The sequence below is a fragment of the Serratia sp. D1N4 genome, from assembly GCF_054552755.1.
Map to the genome: position 1 here is coordinate 1,106,313 of NZ_CM137274.1, position 20,758 is coordinate 1,127,070.

The 20,758-nt window shown below is 55.6% G+C and carries 7 protein-coding genes; 4 read left to right on the forward strand and 3 right to left on the reverse strand.

Annotated elements, in window-relative coordinates; translation table 11 throughout:
• Nucleotides 1-499 precede the first annotated feature (499 nt).
• A complete protein-coding gene (locus ACX1CU_RS04755; RefSeq protein WP_459402722.1) occupies nt 500-12,742 on the forward strand; it encodes an autotransporter outer membrane beta-barrel domain-containing protein in 12,243 nt (4,080 codons plus the stop codon).
• Between the two features lie 148 nt (nt 12,743-12,890).
• Here ACX1CU_RS04755 and ACX1CU_RS04760 read toward each other — a convergent pair whose 3' ends face one another.
• The 3 genes from ACX1CU_RS04760 to ACX1CU_RS04770 all read right to left on the reverse strand — a co-directional run bounded on the left by ACX1CU_RS04760 (nt 12,891) and on the right by ACX1CU_RS04770 (nt 17,580).
• Entirely contained in the window at nt 12,891-13,265 is a 375-nt protein-coding gene (locus tag ACX1CU_RS04760; protein WP_459401467.1) for a lysozyme inhibitor LprI family protein, read from the reverse strand.
• 149 nt (nt 13,266-13,414) lie between these two features.
• Nucleotides 13,415-16,495, reverse strand: coding sequence for an efflux RND transporter permease subunit (locus ACX1CU_RS04765; RefSeq protein ID WP_459401468.1), 3,081 nt, complete (start codon nt 16,493-16,495; stop codon nt 13,415-13,417).
• Complete coding sequence (locus tag ACX1CU_RS04770) at nt 16,495-17,580, reverse strand: efflux RND transporter periplasmic adaptor subunit (RefSeq protein ID WP_459401469.1); 1,086 nt, start codon at nt 17,578-17,580, stop codon at nt 16,495-16,497. The genes ACX1CU_RS04765 and ACX1CU_RS04770 overlap by 1 nt, the downstream gene beginning before the upstream one ends.
• A gap of 1,146 nt (nt 17,581-18,726) precedes the next feature.
• Between ACX1CU_RS04770 and ACX1CU_RS04775 the strand changes: the two genes are divergently transcribed.
• From ACX1CU_RS04775 to ACX1CU_RS04785, 3 genes are all read left to right on the forward strand, one after another.
• Entirely contained in the window at nt 18,727-18,921 is a 195-nt protein-coding gene (locus ACX1CU_RS04775) for a DUF4762 family protein (protein ID WP_459401470.1), read from the forward strand.
• A gap of 206 nt (nt 18,922-19,127) precedes the next feature.
• Nucleotides 19,128-19,808, forward strand: coding sequence for a DsbA family protein (locus tag ACX1CU_RS04780; protein WP_459401471.1), 681 nt, complete (start codon nt 19,128-19,130; stop codon nt 19,806-19,808).
• On the forward strand, nt 19,808-20,755 hold the full coding sequence (locus ACX1CU_RS04785) for a lysophospholipid acyltransferase family protein (protein ID WP_459401472.1): 948 nt from the start codon (nt 19,808-19,810) through the stop codon (nt 20,753-20,755). The genes ACX1CU_RS04780 and ACX1CU_RS04785 overlap by 1 nt, the downstream gene beginning before the upstream one ends.
• Nucleotides 20,756-20,758: the final 3 nt, after the last annotated feature.

Consider the following 20,758-nt stretch of genomic DNA (forward strand, 5'->3'; position numbering starts at 1 on the left):
TTCAAGATTAAATCTGAATATCGATAATATTGGCACTATTTCAGACGGTAAAATTGCAGCGTTAGGACAGGATACGATAGTAACTCCTAATAATATAGGTAAGGTAACACTGGGTAGTTTTAATCAAGATCTCTCGTTGACCTTTGGTGTCGGCCGCCAATCTGTTCTTACTAGTCATATCGAGATGACGGGGCGCTATCACTTAACTGCTATTGATAACCCTAGTTATCCTGCTGTCTTTTGGACAAATGGCGGTCCCGCCAATAGTCTGATTACCTTTACTAATACTGCTGATGTGCAAATTACTGGTTCGCGTTTTACCAATAGTGATGGTGGTGTTGGTGTAGGTCAACCTAGTTATAGCTTTCAAATTGACGATGGTGCCAAATTAAATTTAGCATTCACTGCACAAAACCCATTGGGCGCTGCCAATTACGGTGTGAAGATAGGCTCTTATAATACGGGTACCGGTTTATTCGGCCCCGGAGCTGTGATTATCATGAATAATCTGGCGGGCGATGTGATTAGCAATGCCCCCAGTACTACAGCGACCTCAGCTATTTACAATGGCCCCGCTTCACCTAACGATGTGATCTACAACCTGGCGGCGGGATCAAGTCTGGCTGTTGCTTCCGGGGCAGCCAATGATGGGATCCTTGCCACCAAAACCACGGGAACGGGGGGCATTTATATCCGTTCAGCGGCGACCATTTCTGATGGTACGGCCAATACTACCGCAGGCACTGGGATCAACGTTACCGCAGGCTCATCGGGCAAGGTGGTCGTGCGTAATGAAGCGGGTGGGACGATCAGAAAAGCGACCGGGATCAGCGTCACTGATTCTGGTAGTAGCACGGTAGATGTCATCAACGCCGGGACCATTAACAGCACAACCGCCGGGGTGGCTCTCACCCATAATGGCACGGGAACCGTCAAACTCACCAACAGCGGTGCGATCACCAGCACCACCGCCGGTGTGTCGTTGACGACCACGGGGGGGAGTAAAAACATCACGGTGGACAGCACCGGCGGGACAATCACGGCCACTGGCGGCTATGGCATCACACTGAGCAACAACATCCTTCTTAATCTTATCAACGGGACGATTGCTACCACAGGGGCCGCTGTGGGGTTAAACATTAATACAGCCAACGCAGGTACCCAGACGCTGACAGGCACCATTTTCAATCTGGGTGGAACTGGCAGTGCCATTGCTAAAGGCGCACCTGGGAGTGTCAATCTCAGCAACACCCAATTCAATGCCACCAGCGGTACGGTATTTACCACCTTGGCAGGCCTTAATTTCCTGCAAGGCCTGGCGAATAACGCCATCAACCTGACGGGAACTGGTGCGGTCACCGGGATCAGTTCAACGGCTTCGCTCGATCTTTCCCCTGCTTACCTGGATATCAATGTCAACAACGCGGCGGCAACGGGCATTTCTACCTCAGGTGCTACCGGTGGTGCCGTCACTGTCGGGCCTAACACGACGATCAATGCCAGCGGTGGGGCAGCCGCCATCACCTTTGGCAACAGTGTTGCCGAATCATTAACCAATAACGGGCTAATCAGCGGCAGCGTGTCCATGGGCAATAGTGGGAACACCATTGTCAACAACAGAACATTAGGTTCGCTGACCAGCGGCACGGGTGCTGATACGCTGACGCTGAACAATGGATCGGTCAATACCGGTATTATCGATCTGGGCGCCGGTAATAACATCGTTAATGTTAACGACGGCGCCACAATCTATGCGGTTAATACGGGGATAGGCAACGATACCTTTAATGTCAATGATCTCACCAACGGCAGTATCACCTCTTTAGGCGTGCTTAATGCGGGGGGCGGCACCAACACGCTGAACCTGAGTAACTCCACCCGCAACCTTAACAGTGCTACCCGGTTGCAGAATTTCGCTAATATCAATCTGACGAATAATTCCAATATTACCCTTAACGACAGCAACACTATCACCAGCGGTAATGTCAACCTGGCCGCTGCTAATACCCTGTCATTCGGCGATACCTATAATGGTGCATTTAACGCCGTTCTTGGTGGCTCAGGCAATGCGCAGGTGCTGTCCGCTGGTAATGTGACCTTAAGCGCGGCCAGTACCTTTGCCGGAAACTGGCAGATTAATTCTGGCGGTACGTTGAACGCCAATGCGTTCAATCAGTTGGGTACCGCTTCGATTGATCTCAACGGTGTATTGAATTTTTCCAATAGCGGTACCTTTAATAATGTCTTAACCGGTACTGGTCTGCTTAATATTAACGACACCGGTGGTGCATTTGACTTTGGTGCCGATGCGGGTAGCGCATTTGCCGGTACCGTTGATATCAGTAATGCTACGTTCAATTTGTCTGGGCTCAATTCCAGTGCACTGAATGACGCCACACTGCGTAATTCCACCGGAGGGGTTATCACCCTGGATAATGGCACTCATAACGTGGGTGACCTGGTCTTTAATGGCGGTACATTGCAGTTCTCACCGGGTGGCCTTATCAGCACCGGCGGTGGCACAGGTTCTGGTTTACTCGCCGTTACGGGGAATTCGGTTATTCAGGCTGACCCTACGTTGCTGACCGCAGGAAACATTTTGGATCTTAACGCTGGGACCTTTACCAACCTGGTACAAAGTGGCAATGCGCTCTCCGCTGCGGATTTAGCCAGACTCCAGTTGCAGGATTTATTGGGTAATAACCTGCTTGCAGGCACCACGGCGAATTATATACAGGGCGGCCAGGTGGTCGCAGTGAATACCTACGATTTTGCTCTGGTGAGTAATTATGGTTTCAGTAATCTGGGGCTGAGCATTTATGAGCAACTGACTCAGTCGGACCTGCAGGCTGGGCAAACGCTAACCTTAACCTCCAACGGTGCCAGTAATACCACGTTAACTTCGCAATTAACCGGCGCGGGGAATCTGGCGATTGGTGCAGATAACACGGCGCTGACTCTCAGTAATGAGTTGAACGACTATACGGGCACTACTACGGTCAATGCCGGTAGTCTGACGCTGGGAACTAATAACGCTCTGGGTAACACTTCGTTGCTTGATGTTGTTGCCGGGGCAACGGTTAATCTGGCGGGCCATGAGCAAACCGTTACTGCATTAAGTAACGCAGGAACCGTCGGCTTGGCCGGAGGAACCCTGAATGTGACCAATGGCGGCACGTCGAGTGTAACGGGAGGGCTGACCGGTGCGGGCGCGTTGAATATCAACGGTGGTACATTCACCGTGACGGGTGCAAACAGCGGCTTGTCAGCGCAGACCACGGTGGCCTCTGGTGGGATCGCTACGCTCAGCGGTGCCGGTAATCTGGGCAGCGGTGGTATTGAGGTGGATGGCACCCTGAACCTCAATAGTGCCAACCCGACCTTTAGCAACATCCTCAGCGGTGTGGGTACCGTAAATACCAACGCCGCTATTGGGCTGACAGGTGATAATAGCTTCAGTGGTACTTTTGATGTTAATACCAGCGGCAGCCTGACGGTAAGCAGCGCAGCTAACCTGGGCAGCGCAGAGGTCGATTTAACGAATGCCTCTGCCCAGTTGCTGCTGAATGGCTTCATAGAAAATCTGGGTAATACCCTGAGTGGGGTAGCGGGCTCTACGGTTCAACTGAATAACAATTCATCCACCACTTTGAGCGGTGCAAACAGCGGCTTTGCTGGCCTGTTTGATCTGACGGGCAATAGTACTCTGACCGCATCGCAGAATATGCATCTGGGCAGTAGCAGCGTCAACATCGGCAGTGACAGTACCCTGACCTATGACACCTTTGCCGGCGGTGCCTTGACTGCGCTGAACAATGCCCTCAACGGGGCGGGGAACTGGGTGCTGCGCAACAGCAATATCAACCTTTCCGGTAACAGCAATGCGGCGGGTTTTAGCGGTCTGCTGGACATCAACACCGGCTCCTCCCTGACGCTGAACGCTGCCACGACGTTGGATGCGAACACCGTGCTGAACGTCAACGACGCAACCAGCACGCTGAACATTAACAATACCGGTGCCTTTGCCCTGAACAATAGTCTGACCGGGGCCGGGCAGGTCAATGTCGATACGGCCAATAACGCCTTCAGCTTCGGGGTCGGTGCGGGCACCGCCTTCACCGGCAATGTGACGCTGAATAACACCACCTTCTCGTTGGCCGATACCAATGCCAGCGCCCTGACGTTGGCCGGGCTGACCCTGGGGAATGGCAGCGTGACCACCGTAGGAAGCGCCGGAACGCCGGGCACCGAAACGCTGCGCGCCCTGACGCTCAACGGCGGTACGCTGAACTTTACCGGCGGTGCGCCACTGTCTAGCGCCGAAAGCACCATTACAACTCAGACCCTGACCGCCAGCAGCGGGACTATCAATGTGGTGGGCGGCGGTTCCTGGGACAATACGCCGCCGGTGGTGCCACCGAATCTGTCGATCCTGGAGCAGAACCGGGGTGCGACGGCGATGCAGTTGATCAGCGCCACCACGGCCACCGGGGCCGATACCCTGACGCTGATGATTGACGGCGTGGCGGTGACGCCACTGGGGTTGCTCTCTGCCATCAACCAGAACGCACAGCATGTGGCGGATGCGACTTACCACTATTCGTTATCCAATACCAACGCTGCCAGCGATTTCGGGTTATATCTGAATTATGATCTGAGCGCGATCAACCTACTGCTGGACAATCCTAATGCGCTGATTATTGCTACCGATGCCAGCCCAGACGCCAACAAAAACCTGACCGCGCAGCTGACCGGGGTGGGCGGTATCGTATTGGATGCCACCAACGGGGCGTTGACCGTCACCAATAGCCAGAATAGCTACACCGGCAGCACCGAGGTGACCGGCGGCAATGTGCTGCTGGGGAGCAACAATGCCTTTGGTGCCACCTCATTGCTGACGGTGGCCAGCGGCGCCAGTTTCAATACCAATAACTTCAGCCAGACGGTGGGCGCCCTGACCAACCTGGGGACGGTCACGCTCGACCCGGGCGTATTGAGCAGCGGGCTGCTGACCAATACCGGGGTGCTCGATCTGGCGGGCGGGACGCTGAACCTGTCGTCAGGGGGCACCTCGAGCGGTGTTGGCGGCCTGACCGGGGCCGGCACGCTGAACGTGAACGGCGGGGATCTGGCCCTGAGCGCGGCCAACAGCGGCCTGTCAGCCACCACCCATATCGCCTCGGGGGCGTCGGTCACCTCGAGCGCGGCCAATGCACTGGGCATCAGCGCGGTGGAGGTCGGCGGCCAGCTTAATCTGAACGCGGCAGATACCTTGGCCAACGTATTGAGCGGGGCTGGGACCATTAATACCGATGCGGCGGTGACCCTGAGTGGCAGCAACACCTTCAGCGGCACCCACGCTATCAATGCGGACGGTGCTCTGACGGTCAGCACGGTCAATAATCTGGGGACCTCGGCGGCCCGCGTCGATTTGACCGACGCCACCGCCCAACTGTTGCTCAATGGCCTCACCGGTACGCTGGCCAACACCCTGAGTGGGATAGCGGGCTCCACGGTGCAGCTCAATAACGCCGCCGCCACCACCCTGACCGGCATCAACAGCGGCTTTGCGGGCCTGTTTGACCTGATAGACAGCAGTACCCTGACCGTATCGCAGAGCGCCAATCTGGGCAGCGGCGGCGTCAGCATTGGCAGCGGCAGCACCCTGAACGTTAACGCCTTTGAGGGCGGCGCGTTGACCGCGCTGAACAATGCCCTGAGCGGGGCGGGCAACTGGGTGCTGCGCAACAGCAACATCAACCTTTCCGGTAACAGCAATGCGGCGGGCTTTAGCGGCCTGCTGGACATCAACACCGGCGCCTCTCTGACCTTAAACGGGACAACGGCGCTGAATGTGGACACCGTGCTGAACGTCAACGACGCCACCAGCACGCTGAACATTAACAACACCGGTGACTTTGCCCTGAACAATGCCCTGACCGGGGCCGGGCAGGTCAATGTCGATACGGCCAATAACGCCTTCAGCTTCGGGGTCGGTGCGGGCACCGCCTTCACCGGCAATGTGACGCTGAATAACACCACCTTCTCGTTGGCCGACACCAATGCCAGCGCCCTGGCGTTGGCCGGGCTGACCCTGGGGAATGGCAGCGATACCACCGTGGGGGTCGCTGGAACGCCGGGCACCGAAACGCTGCGCGCCCTGACGCTCAACGGCGGTACGCTAAACTTTACCGGCGGTGCACCGCTCTCCAGCGCCGAGAGCACTATCACCACCCAGACCCTGGCCGCCAGTAGTGGCACCATCAATCTGGTGGGGGGGAGTTCCTGGGACAATACGCCGCCGGTGGTGCCACCGAATCTGTCGATCCTGGAGCAGAACCGGGGTGCGACGGCGATGCAGCTGATCAGTGCCACCACGGCCAGCGGTGCCGATACCCTGACGCTGACGATTGACGGTGTGGCGGTGACACCGCAGGGGTTGGTCTCTGCCATCAACCAGAACGCGCAGCATGTGGCGGATGCAACCTACAATTACGCCCTGTCTAACACCAACGCGGCCAGCGCGTTTGGTCTGTACCTGAACTATGGCCTGAGTGCGATCAACCTGCTGCTGGACAACCCTGATGCGTTGATTATTGCCACCGATGCCAGCCCGGATTCCAACAAAAATCTGACTGCGCAACTGACGGGGGTGGGCGGTATCGTATTGGATGCCACCAACGGGGCGTTGACCGTCACCAACAGCCAGAACAGCTACACCGGCAGCACCCAGGTAACCGGCGGCACAGTGCTGCTGGGCAGCAACAATGCGTTGGGTGCCACCTCATTGCTGACGGTGGCCAGCGGCGCCACTTTCAATACCAATAACTTCAGCCAGACGGTGGGGGCGCTGACCAACCTGGGTACGGTCACGCTCGACCCGGGCGTATTGAGCAGCGGGCTGCTGACCAATACCGGGGTGCTCGATCTGGCGGGCGGTACGCTGAACCTGTCGTCAGGGGGCACCTCGACCGCCCCTGGCGGCCTGACCGGGGCCGGCACGCTGAACGTGAACGGCGGAGATTTGGCCCTGAGCGCCGCCAACGGTGGCCTGTCAGCCACCACCCATATCCTGCTGGGGGCATCCGTCACCGCGAGTGCGGCCAATGCCTTGGGCACCAGCGCGGTGGATGTCGGCGGCCAGCTTAATCTGAACGCGGCAGATACCCTGGCCAACGTGCTGAGTGGCGCCGGGACAGTCAATACCGATGCGGCAGTGACCCTGAGCGGCAGCAACACCTTCAGCGGCACCCACGACATCAATGCGAACGGTGCCCTGACGGTCAGCACGGTCAATAATCTGGGGACCTCGGCGGCCCGCGTCGATTTGACCGACGCCACCGCCCAACTGTTGCTAAATGGCCTCACCGGGACGCTGGCCAATACCCTGAGTGGGGTAGCGGGCGCCACGGTGCAGCTCAATAACGCCGCCGCCACCACCCTGACCGGCACTAACAGCAGCTTTGCTGGCCTGTTTGATCTGATAGACAGCAGTACCCTGACCGTCTCACAGAGCGCTAATCTGGGCACCGGCGGCGTCAGCATTGGCAGCGGCAGCATCCTGAACTTTAACGCCTTTGAGGGCGGCGCGTTGACCGCGCTGAACAATGCCCTGAGCGGTGCGGGCAACTGGGTGCTGCGCAACAGCAACATCAACCTTTCTGGTAGCAGCAATGCGGCGGGCTTTAGCGGCCTGCTGGACATCAACACCGGCGCCTCTCTGACCTTAAACGGGACGACGGCGCTGAATGTGGACACCGTGCTGAACGTCAACGACGCAACCAGCACGCTGAACATTAACAACACCGGTGCCTTTGCCCTGAACAATAGTCTGACCGGGGCCGGGCAGGTCAATGTCGATACGGCCAATAACGCCTTCAGCTTCGGGGTCGGTGCGGGCACCGCCTTCACCGGCAATGTGACGCTGAATAACACCACCTTCTCGTTGGCCGACACCAATGCCAGCGCCCTGGCGTTGGCCGGGCTGACGCTGGGTGCTGGTAGCGATACCACCGTGGGGGTCGCTGGAACGCCAGCCACCGAAACGCTGCGCGCCCTGACGCTCAACGGCGGTACGCTGAACTTTACCGGCGGTGCGCCACTGTCTATTGCTGAGAGCACTATCACCACCCAGACCCTGACCGCCAGCAGCGGGACCATCAACGTGGTGGGCGCGGGCTCCTGGGATAATGTCCTACCGGTGGTGCCACCGAATCTGTCGATCCTGGATCAGAATCGGGGGGCGTCGGCGATGCAGCTGATCAGCGCCAATACGGCCAGCGGGGCCGGTAACCTGACGCTGATGATTAACGGTGTGGCGGTCGCGCCAGGCCAGGGCGTGGTGTCGGGGATCGATCAGAACGCGGTGCATGTGGCGGATGCGACCTATAGCTACCTATTGTCCAATACCAACAACCTGAACGCGACAGGTCTGTACCTGAACTATGGCTTGAGCATGCTCAATCTGCTCCAGGACAACCCCAATGCGCTGGTTATTGCCACCGATGCCAGCCCGGATTCCAACAAAAATCTGACGGCTCAGTTGACCGGGGTGGGCGGTATCGTGCTGGATGCCACCAACGGGGCGTTGACCGTCACCAATAGCCAGAACAGCTACACCGGCAGCACCCAAGTGACCGGCGGCAATGTGATACTGGGGAGCAATAATGCGTTGGGTGCCACCTCACAGCTGACAGTGGCCAGCGGCGCTGGCCTCAATAGCAACACCTTCAGCCAGACGGTGGGGGCGCTGATCAACCTGGGCACGGTCACACTCAATACGGGCGTGCTGAGCAGCGGACTGCTGACCAACAGCGGGGCGATCGATCTGGCGGGCGGTATTCTGAACCTGTCGTTAGGGGGCACCTCGAGCGGTGTTGGCGGCCTGAGCGGGGCTGGCACGCTGAACGTCAACGGTGGGGATCTGGCCCTGAGCGCGGCCAACGGTGGCCTGTCGGCCACCACCCATATTGCCTCGGGGGCGTCCATCACCGCGAGCGCCGCCAATGCCTTGGGCACCAGTGCGGTGGAGGTCGGCGGTCGGCTTAATCTGAACGCGGCAGATACCCTGGCCAATGTGCTGAGCGGGGCCGGGACAGTCAACACTGATGCAGCAGTGACCCTGAGCGGCAGCAACACCTTCAGCGGCACTCACGCTATCAATGCGGACGGTGCTCTGACGGTCAGCGCGGCCAATAATTTGGGGACCTCGGCGGCCAGCGTCGCGTTGACCGAGGTGACCTCGCAACTGATATTCAGTGCGCTGAGTGGCGATGTGGCCAATACCCTGAGCGGGGTGGCGGATTCCACGGTCACCGTGAATAGCGGGGCCAATATGTCCCTGTCCGGCAATAACGCTGGGTTTGCAGGCCAGTTCGGCATTACCGGCAACAGTGCGCTGAGCGTCAGCCAGAATGCGAATCTCGGTTCAGGCGCGGTGGACATTGCCAGCGGCAGCCAGTTGGTATTTAACGGGTTGACGGGCACGCTGAGCAATACGATCGGCGGGGAGGGAGCCTGGGTGCTGTCGAACGGCAGCAACGTGCTGCTGAACAATGCCAATGCGTCTGCCTTCATCGGCACGGTCAGCATCAACGGCGGCTCAGTCCTGAACCTGGACAGCATTGACTGGTTCAACCCGGCCGCCACGGTGGATATCGTGAGCGCCAGCGACACCTTGAACATCAGCAACAACGGGGATTTCACCTTGGATAACCGCCTGTTGGGCGCGGGCGTATTGAATATCAACACCAACAATAACCTGTTCAGTTTTGGCAGCAATGTGGGTGACCGGTTCACCGGGCAGGTCAATCTGCAGAACACCCAGTTCCAGCTGTCGAACAATAACACCAACAGTAACAGCAACACCGTGCTGAACCTGGAGGACAACAGCCGTACCTCGGTCGGTGATGGGGTACAGAATATCGGCGCGCTGGAAATGAACGGCGGCACGCTGATTTTCAATAATATCATTGATAACAGTGGGTTATTAACTTCTGGCGGTACCGTTGCGGCCACGAGCATCAATACCACCGGGGGCGGCACGGTGAGTGTCAACCTGCCGCCGAACGTCTCCCCGAGCCTGGAAGGGATCAGTACCTTGGCATTAGACACGGGTGCCATTGTGGTCGACCTGGTGACAGGAGCCGCCACGGGCACCGGGCGTGAACTGACGCTGACGGACGGCAGCAATACGCCGATCATCCAGGACTATTTTGAGGGCATCACCAACCCGAACAGCAGCGTGGTAGCGGCGATGGGGACCTTCGGTTTTGGCCTGACCACCGGCGATCAACGCGATGGGTTGTATGTGAACTACAGCCTGAAGAGTCTGGACTTGCTGACCAGCGGCAGCGATGCGCTGGAGCTGGTGGGGACGGCGAGCTTTAACGGCACGCCGGGCAACGAACTCTTTGCGCAAATCACCGGCAGCGGGGATCTGGCGATCACCGAAGCCGATCCGGGTGCGATAGTGGTGCTCTCAGGGACCGACAACAATTACACCGGGGCCACGTGGGTCCATGCGGGTACCGTGCAACTGAATGCGGATTCAGCGTTAGGGCAGACTTCGGATCTGGTGATTGACCGCGGTGCGGCGGTGGACATCAACGGCCACATGCAAACCGTGGGGGCGTTGAACAGCGCTGCCGACAGCCTGCTGGATCTGGGCGGTGGTGTGCTGACGGTGAGCAACGGCGGCGTGGCCGACGGGGCGTTGGCGGGCGCGGGCAATCTGCTGCTGAGCAGCGGCACACTGGCCGTCAATAACAACAACACCGGCTTCAGCGGCACCACCACGATTAACAGCGGGGCGACGGCAGACGTCACGCAGGCGCAGGGGCTGGGGACCGGCGACATCGCGGTAGATGGCACGCTGCATCTGGATGGCAGCACGGGGGGACTGGCGACGGCGACCCTGGTCAACGCCTTGCAGGGCAGCGGCAATACCCTGCTGAGCGATGCGGCCAACGTCACCCTGAGCGGTAACAACAACGCGTATGCGGGGACCTTCACCACCCAGACGGGCACCACCCTGACGGCGACTAACGGTGATAATTTTGGCGCAGCGTCTGTGCTCAACGCAGGCAGCCTGGTACTCAATACGGCGGGCGACTGGGATCTGACCACGCCAATCAGCGGCAGTGGTAGCATTGTGAAACAGGGCAGCGGCACGGTGCACATCAATAACAGCCTGGTGAGTGCCGGTATGACGACAGTGCAGTCCGGGGCGTTGCTGGTGGGCACCCCACCGGTGAATGCGGCCGCGCCGCAGGCCTTTGCCCTGGCGTTGCCGACGGCGTTTGCTGCGGTCGGGAGCGCCACGCTGACCAGCGACGTGACGGTGCAGGCCAACGGCACCTTCGGCGGTGACGGCCAGGTTATCGGTAACCTGTCCAACGCCGGTAACCTGGTGGTGGGGCGTGCCGCCACCGGGGGCAACTACAGCGATTTCATCATCAACGGTAACTATGTGGGCAACGGCGGTAACGTCGCCTTGAACACCGTCCTGGCCGGGGATGACGCCGCCACCGATCGACTGGTGGTGACGGGGGATACGTCTGGCACCAGCACGGTCAGCGTCAGCAATATCGGCGGGGACGGGGCGAAAAACATCAACGGCATTCAGGTGATTAACGTCGGGGGCAACTCGGCGGGCACCTTTACCCTGAATGGCCGTGCCCAGGCCGGGGTGCTGGAATACTTCCTCTATCAGGGGACGCCGACGGACACGGCAGACGGCAACTGGTACCTGCGCTCCAATTATCAGGACAAGGTGGTGACCTATAACCCGGAATCGGGGGCCTTTATCGCCAACATCGCCGCCGCCAATACGCTGTTTAACACCCGGCTGGAGGATTTGCATGCCGGGGATGCGCGTGACACCGGCGACCTGAGTGGAACGGAGGCGCGCTCCAGCCTGTGGCTGCGTCAGGTGGGCTCGCGCAACAAGTTCGAAGATGCGTCGGGTCAACTGTCCAACTCCAGCAACCGCTATGTGGCGCAGTTGGGGGGCGAGGTGCTGGATACGCAGTTTACCGGGCAGGATCGTTTTGGGTTGGGGGTGATGGCCGGTTATGGCCGCGCGACCGGGACCACCGATTCTGGGGAAACCAGCTATAAATCCGATAACAGCCTGACGGGGTATACGGTCGGGGTGTACGGCACCTGGTATGCGAATGCCAGCGAACGCCACAGCCCGTATGTGCATGGTTGGTTGCAGTATGAATGGTTCAACGCCTCGGTCAGCAGCAGTGCCTACGACAGCGGAAACTACCATCTGCGCGGCGTGAGCACCTCGCTGGAAGGCGGCTATCCGATTGAAATCTATCACGGTGAGGAGAATCAAACCTATATCACGCCGCAGGCGCAGCTGACCCTGAACGGGGCGAAGATGAGCGACCTGCAAAACAACGGTTCTCTGGTGCAGCAGAGCGGCAATAACAATCTGCAGACCCGTCTGGGGGCCAAACTGTCGAACGACACGCTGATGGGGAAAGACCAGTCACGTATTCTGACCACCTATATGGACCTGAACTGGATCCAGAACACCCGCCTGCCTGGGGTGAGTTCGGATGGTCTGGGAGTCCAGCAGACCGGCAGCCGCCATCTGGTGGAAGTGAAAGTGGGTGCGGAAGGCAAGCTGAATAACAACTTCAGCGTGTGGGGTAACCTGACCCAGCAGATAGGGCAGAAAGGGTACGATGACAAAGCGGCGATGCTGGGGGTGAAATACAGCTTCTAATCGCAGTAAGAGGGTAAGAAAACGTTGGCTGCCGGTTCGGGCAGCCAACGGCCAAAAGGGATAATGCCCCAAGTCGAATTAAGAGTTTGGCTTGGGGCATTATCCCTTTATCTCAATAATGATTTGAAGGTTGGGGAACTTGGCCGGATTACTGCTGCTGAGCCAGTTTATTACTGTCACAACCGGTGCTCTTGCACTCACGCTCCACGCTTTTCAGGAAATTAATCCGGCTCTGCATGGTTTTGTTTGAGCAATCAAGAAATAGACGTGCGCCGTCGCTGCATTCGTTATCCCGGTTTTGTAGCCACTGGACCTGCGATTGTTTCAAGGTCTGTTTTTGTTGCTGATTCAGCAAGCCCATCACTTTCTTGTATTGCACATTCAGTTCCTGATCCAACTGAACCATCTCCAGTGACGCACAGTAGGTTCTGTCATAAGCATTACGTGGGTTATCGCAGCCACCCGCCAGCGTAGCGGCGGAGACCAACAGCAGTGAACATCCCAGAATTGTTTGTTTAAGCACTTTACACTTCTCCTTGTTTTGTCTTGATCCGCGCACACAGTAAACCAATGCTGCACATTGGAATAGCCTGACAAATTATCAATGAATCGTAGTTCACATAAAAAAGCCCTCTTTATCGCTAAAGAGGGCTTGGTAAGGGGGAAGGGCAATCAGGCTTCGGTTTCAGCCGCCACCTTTTGCTTGTCGGAGTTCATACAGCTGTAAATAACCGGCAGCACCAGCAGCGTCAGCACCGTCGCAAAGCCCAGGCCGAACATGATGACCACCGCCATGCTTTGGAAGAAGGCGTCGCTAAGCAGCGGTGCCAGGCCGAGCACGGTGGTAAACGCAGTCAGCAGGATCGGGCGTAAGCGCGAGGTAGAGGCATCGATAATCGCTTCCAGCATCGGTTTCTCCCGGCGTTGCAGGCCGATCTCTTCCACCAGCACAATACCGTTACGGATCAACATGCCGCTCAAGCTCAACAGGCCGATCAGCGCCATAAAGCCAAACGGAATACCGGTGAGCAGGAAGCCCAGTGTGACCCCAATCAGCGCCAGTGGGATCGTCAGCCAAATCGCCACGGCGTGTTTCAGCGAACTGAACATCAGCACGGTGATAATGAACATGATCACAAAGGCGACCGGCAGGCTGGTGAACAGCCCGGCCTGCGCCTCTTTGGTACTTTCATAGTCGCCGCCCCATTCCAGTTCATAGCCGCGTGGCAGTGTGATAGCGTCAATCCCCGGCTTGATACGTTGCAGCAATTCTGCGGAGGTTTCACCGCTTTGGGTGCTTGGATCGGCCTGAACCGTCAAAGTCCGCTTGCGATCCAAGCGCATAATTAACGGATCTTCCCATTCGGTTTTAAAGCCGCTGACCACGTTATCGATGGGAATAAATGCCTGTCTTGCCTGGCTCCAGATCATCACGTCGTTCAACCGTTCGGCATTCAGTCGCTCAGAATCTGGCGTTCTCAGCACAATCGGCATCAGCCGGGTACCATCGCGATAAAGCCCGACCGTGACGCCGCCGAAGCTCATACGCAACGCGCTATCGATTTCGCGTTTATCCACCCCCAGTTCACGGCCAAGATAGTCGGAGAACTGCGGGCGAATCACCTTGCTGCGCTCTTGCCAGTCATGCATCACACCATCGGCATTCGGATCTGAACTGGCGACTTTCTCTGCTTTAGCCGCGAGCGTGCGCAGCACGTTCGGATCCGGCCCGATAAAGCGTGCTTCGATCGAACTGTTGTTGGACGGGCCGAACATAATGCGTTTGGCCTGCGCGTTGACCTGCGGGTAGTTCTCGCGCACATAGGTTTCGATTTTGCCGATCATGCCCGGGATCTGGTTCAGCTGTTTGGCCCGCACCATCACCTGCGCATAGTTGGAATATTGCCGCTGTGCGTTATAGGTGAGCATAAAACGCATCGCACCCTGGCCAACGGTGACCATGGTATCGCTGACGGTCGGTTGCTCCTTGATGTGCTGTTCGATCTGGGCGGCGATCTTCTCGGTATAGGCGATATCGGTACCATACGGCAGCCAGATATCGACAAAGAAGATCGGCGTGTTGGAGGGCGGGAAGAAGCTCTGGCGTACGCTGCCAAAACCGATCACCGAAGCCACCATCAGCGCCGCCAGCACTGCCAGGGTAATGGCACGCTGGCTCAGAAGTTTGCTCAGCAGGTTGCGATAGACGCGGAACAACCAGCCATCGTAAGGGCTTTTGGCCGACTCACCCTCTTTCGGTTCGGCGATTTTCTGCTTTTCAAACGCCCATTTGGTGAACACCGGCGTCAGCGTGAGCGCGGTAAACCAACTCAGCATCAGCGAGATCAGCAGCACCTGGAACAGCGACTTACAGTATTCCCCAGTCGCGTCGTTGGACAAGCCGATCGGTGCAAATGCCAGAATGGCAATAATGGTAGCCCCCAGCAGTGGGAACATGGTGCGTTTCACCACATTGCTGATGGCTTGCAGGGTGCTTTCGCGCTGTTGCCGCCCCACCAGTACGCCTTCGACAATCACGATGGCGTTATCTACCAGCATACTCAGGGCGATCACCAATGCCCCGAGTGACACCCGCTGTAGCTCGATGTTGAACAACTTCATGATCAACAGCGTGCCCAACACGTTCAGCGCCAGCGAAGCGGCAATTACCAAACCGCTGCGCACCCCCATGAAAATCAGCAGGGTACCTACCACGATCAGCAGTGCCAGCAGGAAGTTCATGATAAAGCCGTTTACCGCCCCTTCCACCTCATGGGACTGATCGTAGAAGACGCTGATATCCATCCCCGCCGGGCGTTCGGCCTGCAGTTGGGCTAAACGGGCTTTGACCGCTTCCCCCACCACGATCACGTTAACGTTCGGCGTAAAAGAGACGCCGATAGACAGCGCAGGCTGTCCGTTAGCACGGTAAATATTGTTAGGCGAATGGGTGAAGCCTTGGGTGATCGTCGCGATATCCCGCAGGTATACGCTCTTGGCGCTGCCCGGTTCACTGATCAGCAGGTTGCCCAACTCCTGTACGTTGGAGAATTCGCCGGTCGGATGCAGCCTGATGGATTCACTGCCGACCAGCAGATCCCCGGCGTTAGACACCACGTTCTGCCGGCTCAACAGATCGAACAGCCGCTGCGGGATAATATTGGCGGCGGTCATCTGAGCGCGGGAGATTTCGATCTGCACCTCTTCCGGCACGACACCGACAATCCCGACCTTACCGACGCCGGGAACCACCACCAGTTCACGGCGCAGCAGTTCGGCAAAGTTACGCAGTTCCTGATTGCTGTAACCGGCCCCATGCAGTGAGAAGAAGAAGCCGTAGACGTCACCGAAATCATCATTGACGATTGGCGGGCTGGAGCCCGGTGGTAAACGTACGGTGGCGTCATTGATACGGCGGCGCAGCACATCCCAGATTTGTGGCAGTTCTGCCGCACCATATTCAGCACGAATATTAACGGTGATCTGCGATAACCCCACGCTGGAAATAGAGGTCACGTTGTCGATATAGGGCAGTTGCTGGATGGCGTTTTCCAGCGGCAGGGTGACCTCCTCTTCAACCTGCTGAGCAGAGGCACCTTCGTAACGGGTGACCACCACCGCCGTTTTAATGGTAAAAGCCGGGTCCTCCAGCCTGCCAATATTCAGAAAAGCAATCACACCGCCAATACCCAGCAGCAGGATCGCCAGCCAGATACGGGTGCCGTTGTTGATGAAGTTCTCTGTCAGTTTCATTACAGACCTCGCTCACGAACCCAGGCGCGCACTTCTTGATTTGGGCGCAATTCACGGGTGCCGGCTGCTACGATCCGTTCGCCATCGGCCAGACCGGAAACGATCTGAATGCCATTGGCGGTTAATTGCCCGGTTTCAACCTGGCGAGATTCAACAAAGAGTTTCCCATCCTTTTCTTTCACCACCCACACGTGTGGCTGATTACGTGGTGTATTATCCGGGTTAAATACCGCCTCTACGGGCACCACCACATTGCTGCTTTGCGCCGCGTTAGCCAGGTTACCGAGGTTTATTTTTACGCTGCCGCTCATGCCGGAAAGCAGGGGCAAGTCTTGTGGGCGAGCCATGCTCAGCGTCATTTGGAAGGTCAAGGATCCTGACGTGGTGCTGGAAGTGTGTTCTTTATACTGAGCGATGAATTCACGGCCTGGTAAATTATTCAGGATCACTCGAGGTTGGTACTTCGCATTATCCGCATCAATCAGGGTAAACAGGTTTTCAGGAATGCTGAAGATAACATCCAGTGAATCCAACGCGTTCAAGGTGGCGATAGGTTGGCCTGCCGGGATCACCTGATAGTTGCGCACATTGACTGAAGCAATAATACCCGCGAAAGGCGCGCGGACTTGCATGTCGCTCAGTTCTTCCTGCGCGAGCTTCAGCGCAGCACGGGCGGAGTCGCGAGCGGCACGTTGCACGTCAAGCTCTGCACGTGGAATGACATTGCGTGCGCTTAGCGTAGCGAAACGGTTGAACTGGGCCTGTGCCAAATCGAAGGTTGCCTGGCGATCTTTGAGGCGCAGCCGGGCATCATTGCTGTTAAGTTCAGCAATCAACTGCCCCTGGCTGACTCGTTCACCTTCACGAACCAGCAACTGTTGCAATTGACCGGGGCGTTTAAAGGCTAATTCGGTTCTATCACCGGCCACGATCCTGGCGGGGAAGATGCGCACGCCTTGCTGAGCATTGTTAATAACATCAAAAATGCTGACCGGACGCACGTTTTCGTTATTTTCAGGCGTCCCTCGGTCACAGGCGGAAAGGAACAGTGTGAAAAGCACAACGGCAACAAGTTTTATATTCACGATGCAATCTCTTAGGATCAGATTTTAAGGGAGCGATGATTTAACTTATCTACCCACAGGCGCTGTGGTTTATCGCTCGTCTGGGCCTGCTCCGGCCCTCTATTCACGCCCGCAATGGCGAGAATATAAACGACTCGTGGCATCTGTTTGGATGGGTAACAGGCAACGAGCTAAACTTTCAAAAAGGTACAACCACACCATGATCATCAGATAACCTAAACGACAGGCGGATCACATAGCCACCATCCCGCCTCCTCCAGCACTCAGAGCCAACAACTTCACCGACTTTATCCTCCTCTTTATGCTACTGAATTTGTCTATTGCTCTTACGAGAGTAGGTCATAACTCCGCAGGGCGACAGTACAAATCTATTATTTCCATGGCTCCGTTGTGGCACTCTGGGGCGCAATCGTTTCCTTCAGTTTCAATCACTCGCGGCTTTTACAAGTTTAGTGCGCCTGCAACCATTGAGATGAAATTATCTTTATCAGGTTACAATTTCATGCTGCTCAGACCCATGCTACCGGGAAGTGAGAACGCCTGTGGTATGGTGATGCATCCACAGGAACGGGTGACACCTTGGTTGTCCTCAAGATTGAGCCGAGATTTTTCTTAACTGGCAGGGGGCTGACATATGTGCCGCTTTTGCTGTTTGAATTCACCCACTTAATGGATGGGCTTTCCTCAACAGTTTCAGGTATCGATGCCGCAAGAAGGGGAAGTGCCATCCTCTGAAAGTACCGACAGGTACGTTATCAGATTTCCTTTAATATTTTAGAAATATCACTGCCGATAGATTTTATTTATAAGAAATATCCTGCATGTGTGTTTTGCCATTTTTTAGCTAATTAAATGGTATTAGCTAATGTGAAGGATTTTAATTAAGAAAATGCGAGAAATATCCTGTATTAATAATTAAACAGTTTATGAACAGGGTGTTATCTGCGAGAAAAATTGTATTGATCTGACTTAGGCGTCACGCTATCCTTGTCCCCGCTGTAGATGGAACGTAAATAACCCACCCCTAATTCTACGCTTTAATAAAGGCACTCTTTCGTGCCTTTATATCAAGCGTAGATTTGTTCTATCATAATGATGAGCAATGCTAGGGTTGGTTTTATTTCACTTTTATATAAGGATGATGTTGTGAAAAAGATTAATTTGTTCGAAGCTAATTCAATCGTTGGCGGTACTTGCACTACTACTTGTACCGTTCGTTTTGTTAAGCAATCAGCTACAGTTTGCAACGCAGTAACTACCTGTGTTGACAAGAATGGTAAAGAAATCAGCTCTACTACAGAGCAGACTAACTTCTCTAACTGTGGTGTGATTGTTCCATAAGATTATACTTCCTATATTTTAGGATATAACTTCAGTGCTGATGCGATAAAATTTTTCGCATCAGCCTGTTTTAAATATTGTGCTTTTAAATGGACAGGGATGTGATTGCTGCTGGCATTATCAGTGGCGCAAGCGTGCTGAAAAAGACAATGATTGTCCCTCCTATTATAAGAGTTAATTAATATGTCTTTTTAGGACGTGTTGCTATGTTCAAAAAACCCTTGTATCTCATCGCCTACACTCTTTTTGTGATTGTCGTGTCCTCTCTGATAACAACCGCTTATTTCCACTATTTTATTCTTAATCAGAATTCGGGTGATGGTGCAGAGCAGACTAGCCTGCATTCGGTTAGCGCTCAAGAAGTGCAGAACAGTCCCATCAAGGACGACAGCAGCATCGTCGAGTTATTCTCTTACGCTTGTCATTATTGTTCAATCAATGAAGAAAATGTTGATAAATTAGACGCGCGTATGCCACAAGGGTCCAAGCTAGTCCGCCTGCACGTCAATGGCGATCAGATGGGCGCGTTTTCTCATACTGCTCCGTTGTTTGCGACGCTGACCGTGATGGGCATTGAGCCGAAATACCGTGAAAGTGCGTATAAAGCCGTTATCAAAGATAAAATTGATCTGAGCAACTCGCAAAATCGCGACCGTTGGTTGCAAGATAATGGCATCGATCTGGTGGCCTACACTAAAGCCAGTCAGTCGCAGCAAGTGGAAGACCTGCTGAATTATATGACTGAGGTGTCAAAATATTACAAAATCAATGCAACGCCGACGTTTATCGTGAATAAGAAATGGTTAGCACAACAGGATCGAGAATTCCCTGAGTTTATCGATAACCTGCTGTCGTTGTTGCAACATGACAAACCGCTGGAGCAATAATGCGTTTATTTGCCGTGTGGTTTTATTTGGCGTGGAGAAATTCTCTCACAGCAATAGCGCAGAGTTTCAATCCAATCCGCCGTGCACACGGTAAGGCTATTTGTTGGATGCTGCGGTATGGCGATTATCGGCTGTTACTTGGGTTGGCGGCAGTAGGCCGCTGGCTGAAGCTGAGTAATAGGGGAGAGCGGCAGCGTGCCTTTGTTGCCACTGCCAATAAACGGTGTTTGCTCGATGACGATCGCCAGGTCGATTTTGTCAAAATCAGTCAGCGCCGTCGCCTGTTGGAGCTGGCGGCAACCTTTGGCCAGAACTCACAGGTGATGGCTCAGCTAGAGCGCTGTAAAGCCGAGCTAAACGCGGTGGTTGAACCCTTGCATCAGGCGGGGTCTCCTGTGGTATTGGCGCCGTTGCATATGGTGTCTGATGTGCTGGCCGGTATGGTGGGCGGTGCCGCCTATCCTGGCCAGGCCACGGTAATCGTCTCGGCAAGCGCCGAGATCTACAATGAAAGAGCACGGCAGCAGGGGGGGGTTAACCTGTCTTACTGCTCGATCCACGATGATAACCGCGCGATTGCCGGTAATTTGATGTCGGCAATTATGGAAGCGGCGGATCATCAGCGTAACATTATTATCTTCCCCGATATCACGCCGGACTATACCGTGAATACCAATGACGCGGAAACGGCGAAATTACATTGTAAATTATTTAATCGCCCCGCCAATGTGCACAGTGGCGTTATTCGTATTGCCAGAGCGCTATCAGCGCAGGTGGTTTTTTATTATTTGTATTATGACAAAGAAATAAAAATCCATATTTATCCGCCGGTACCTGCGCGTCGTTTAAAAACTGAATTGCCCGATATTATTGAAGCATCAATCACCCGGCACCCGGAAGACTGGCTGCTCTGGCACTCACATTCGTTATTTTTTATCAATGAATAACCT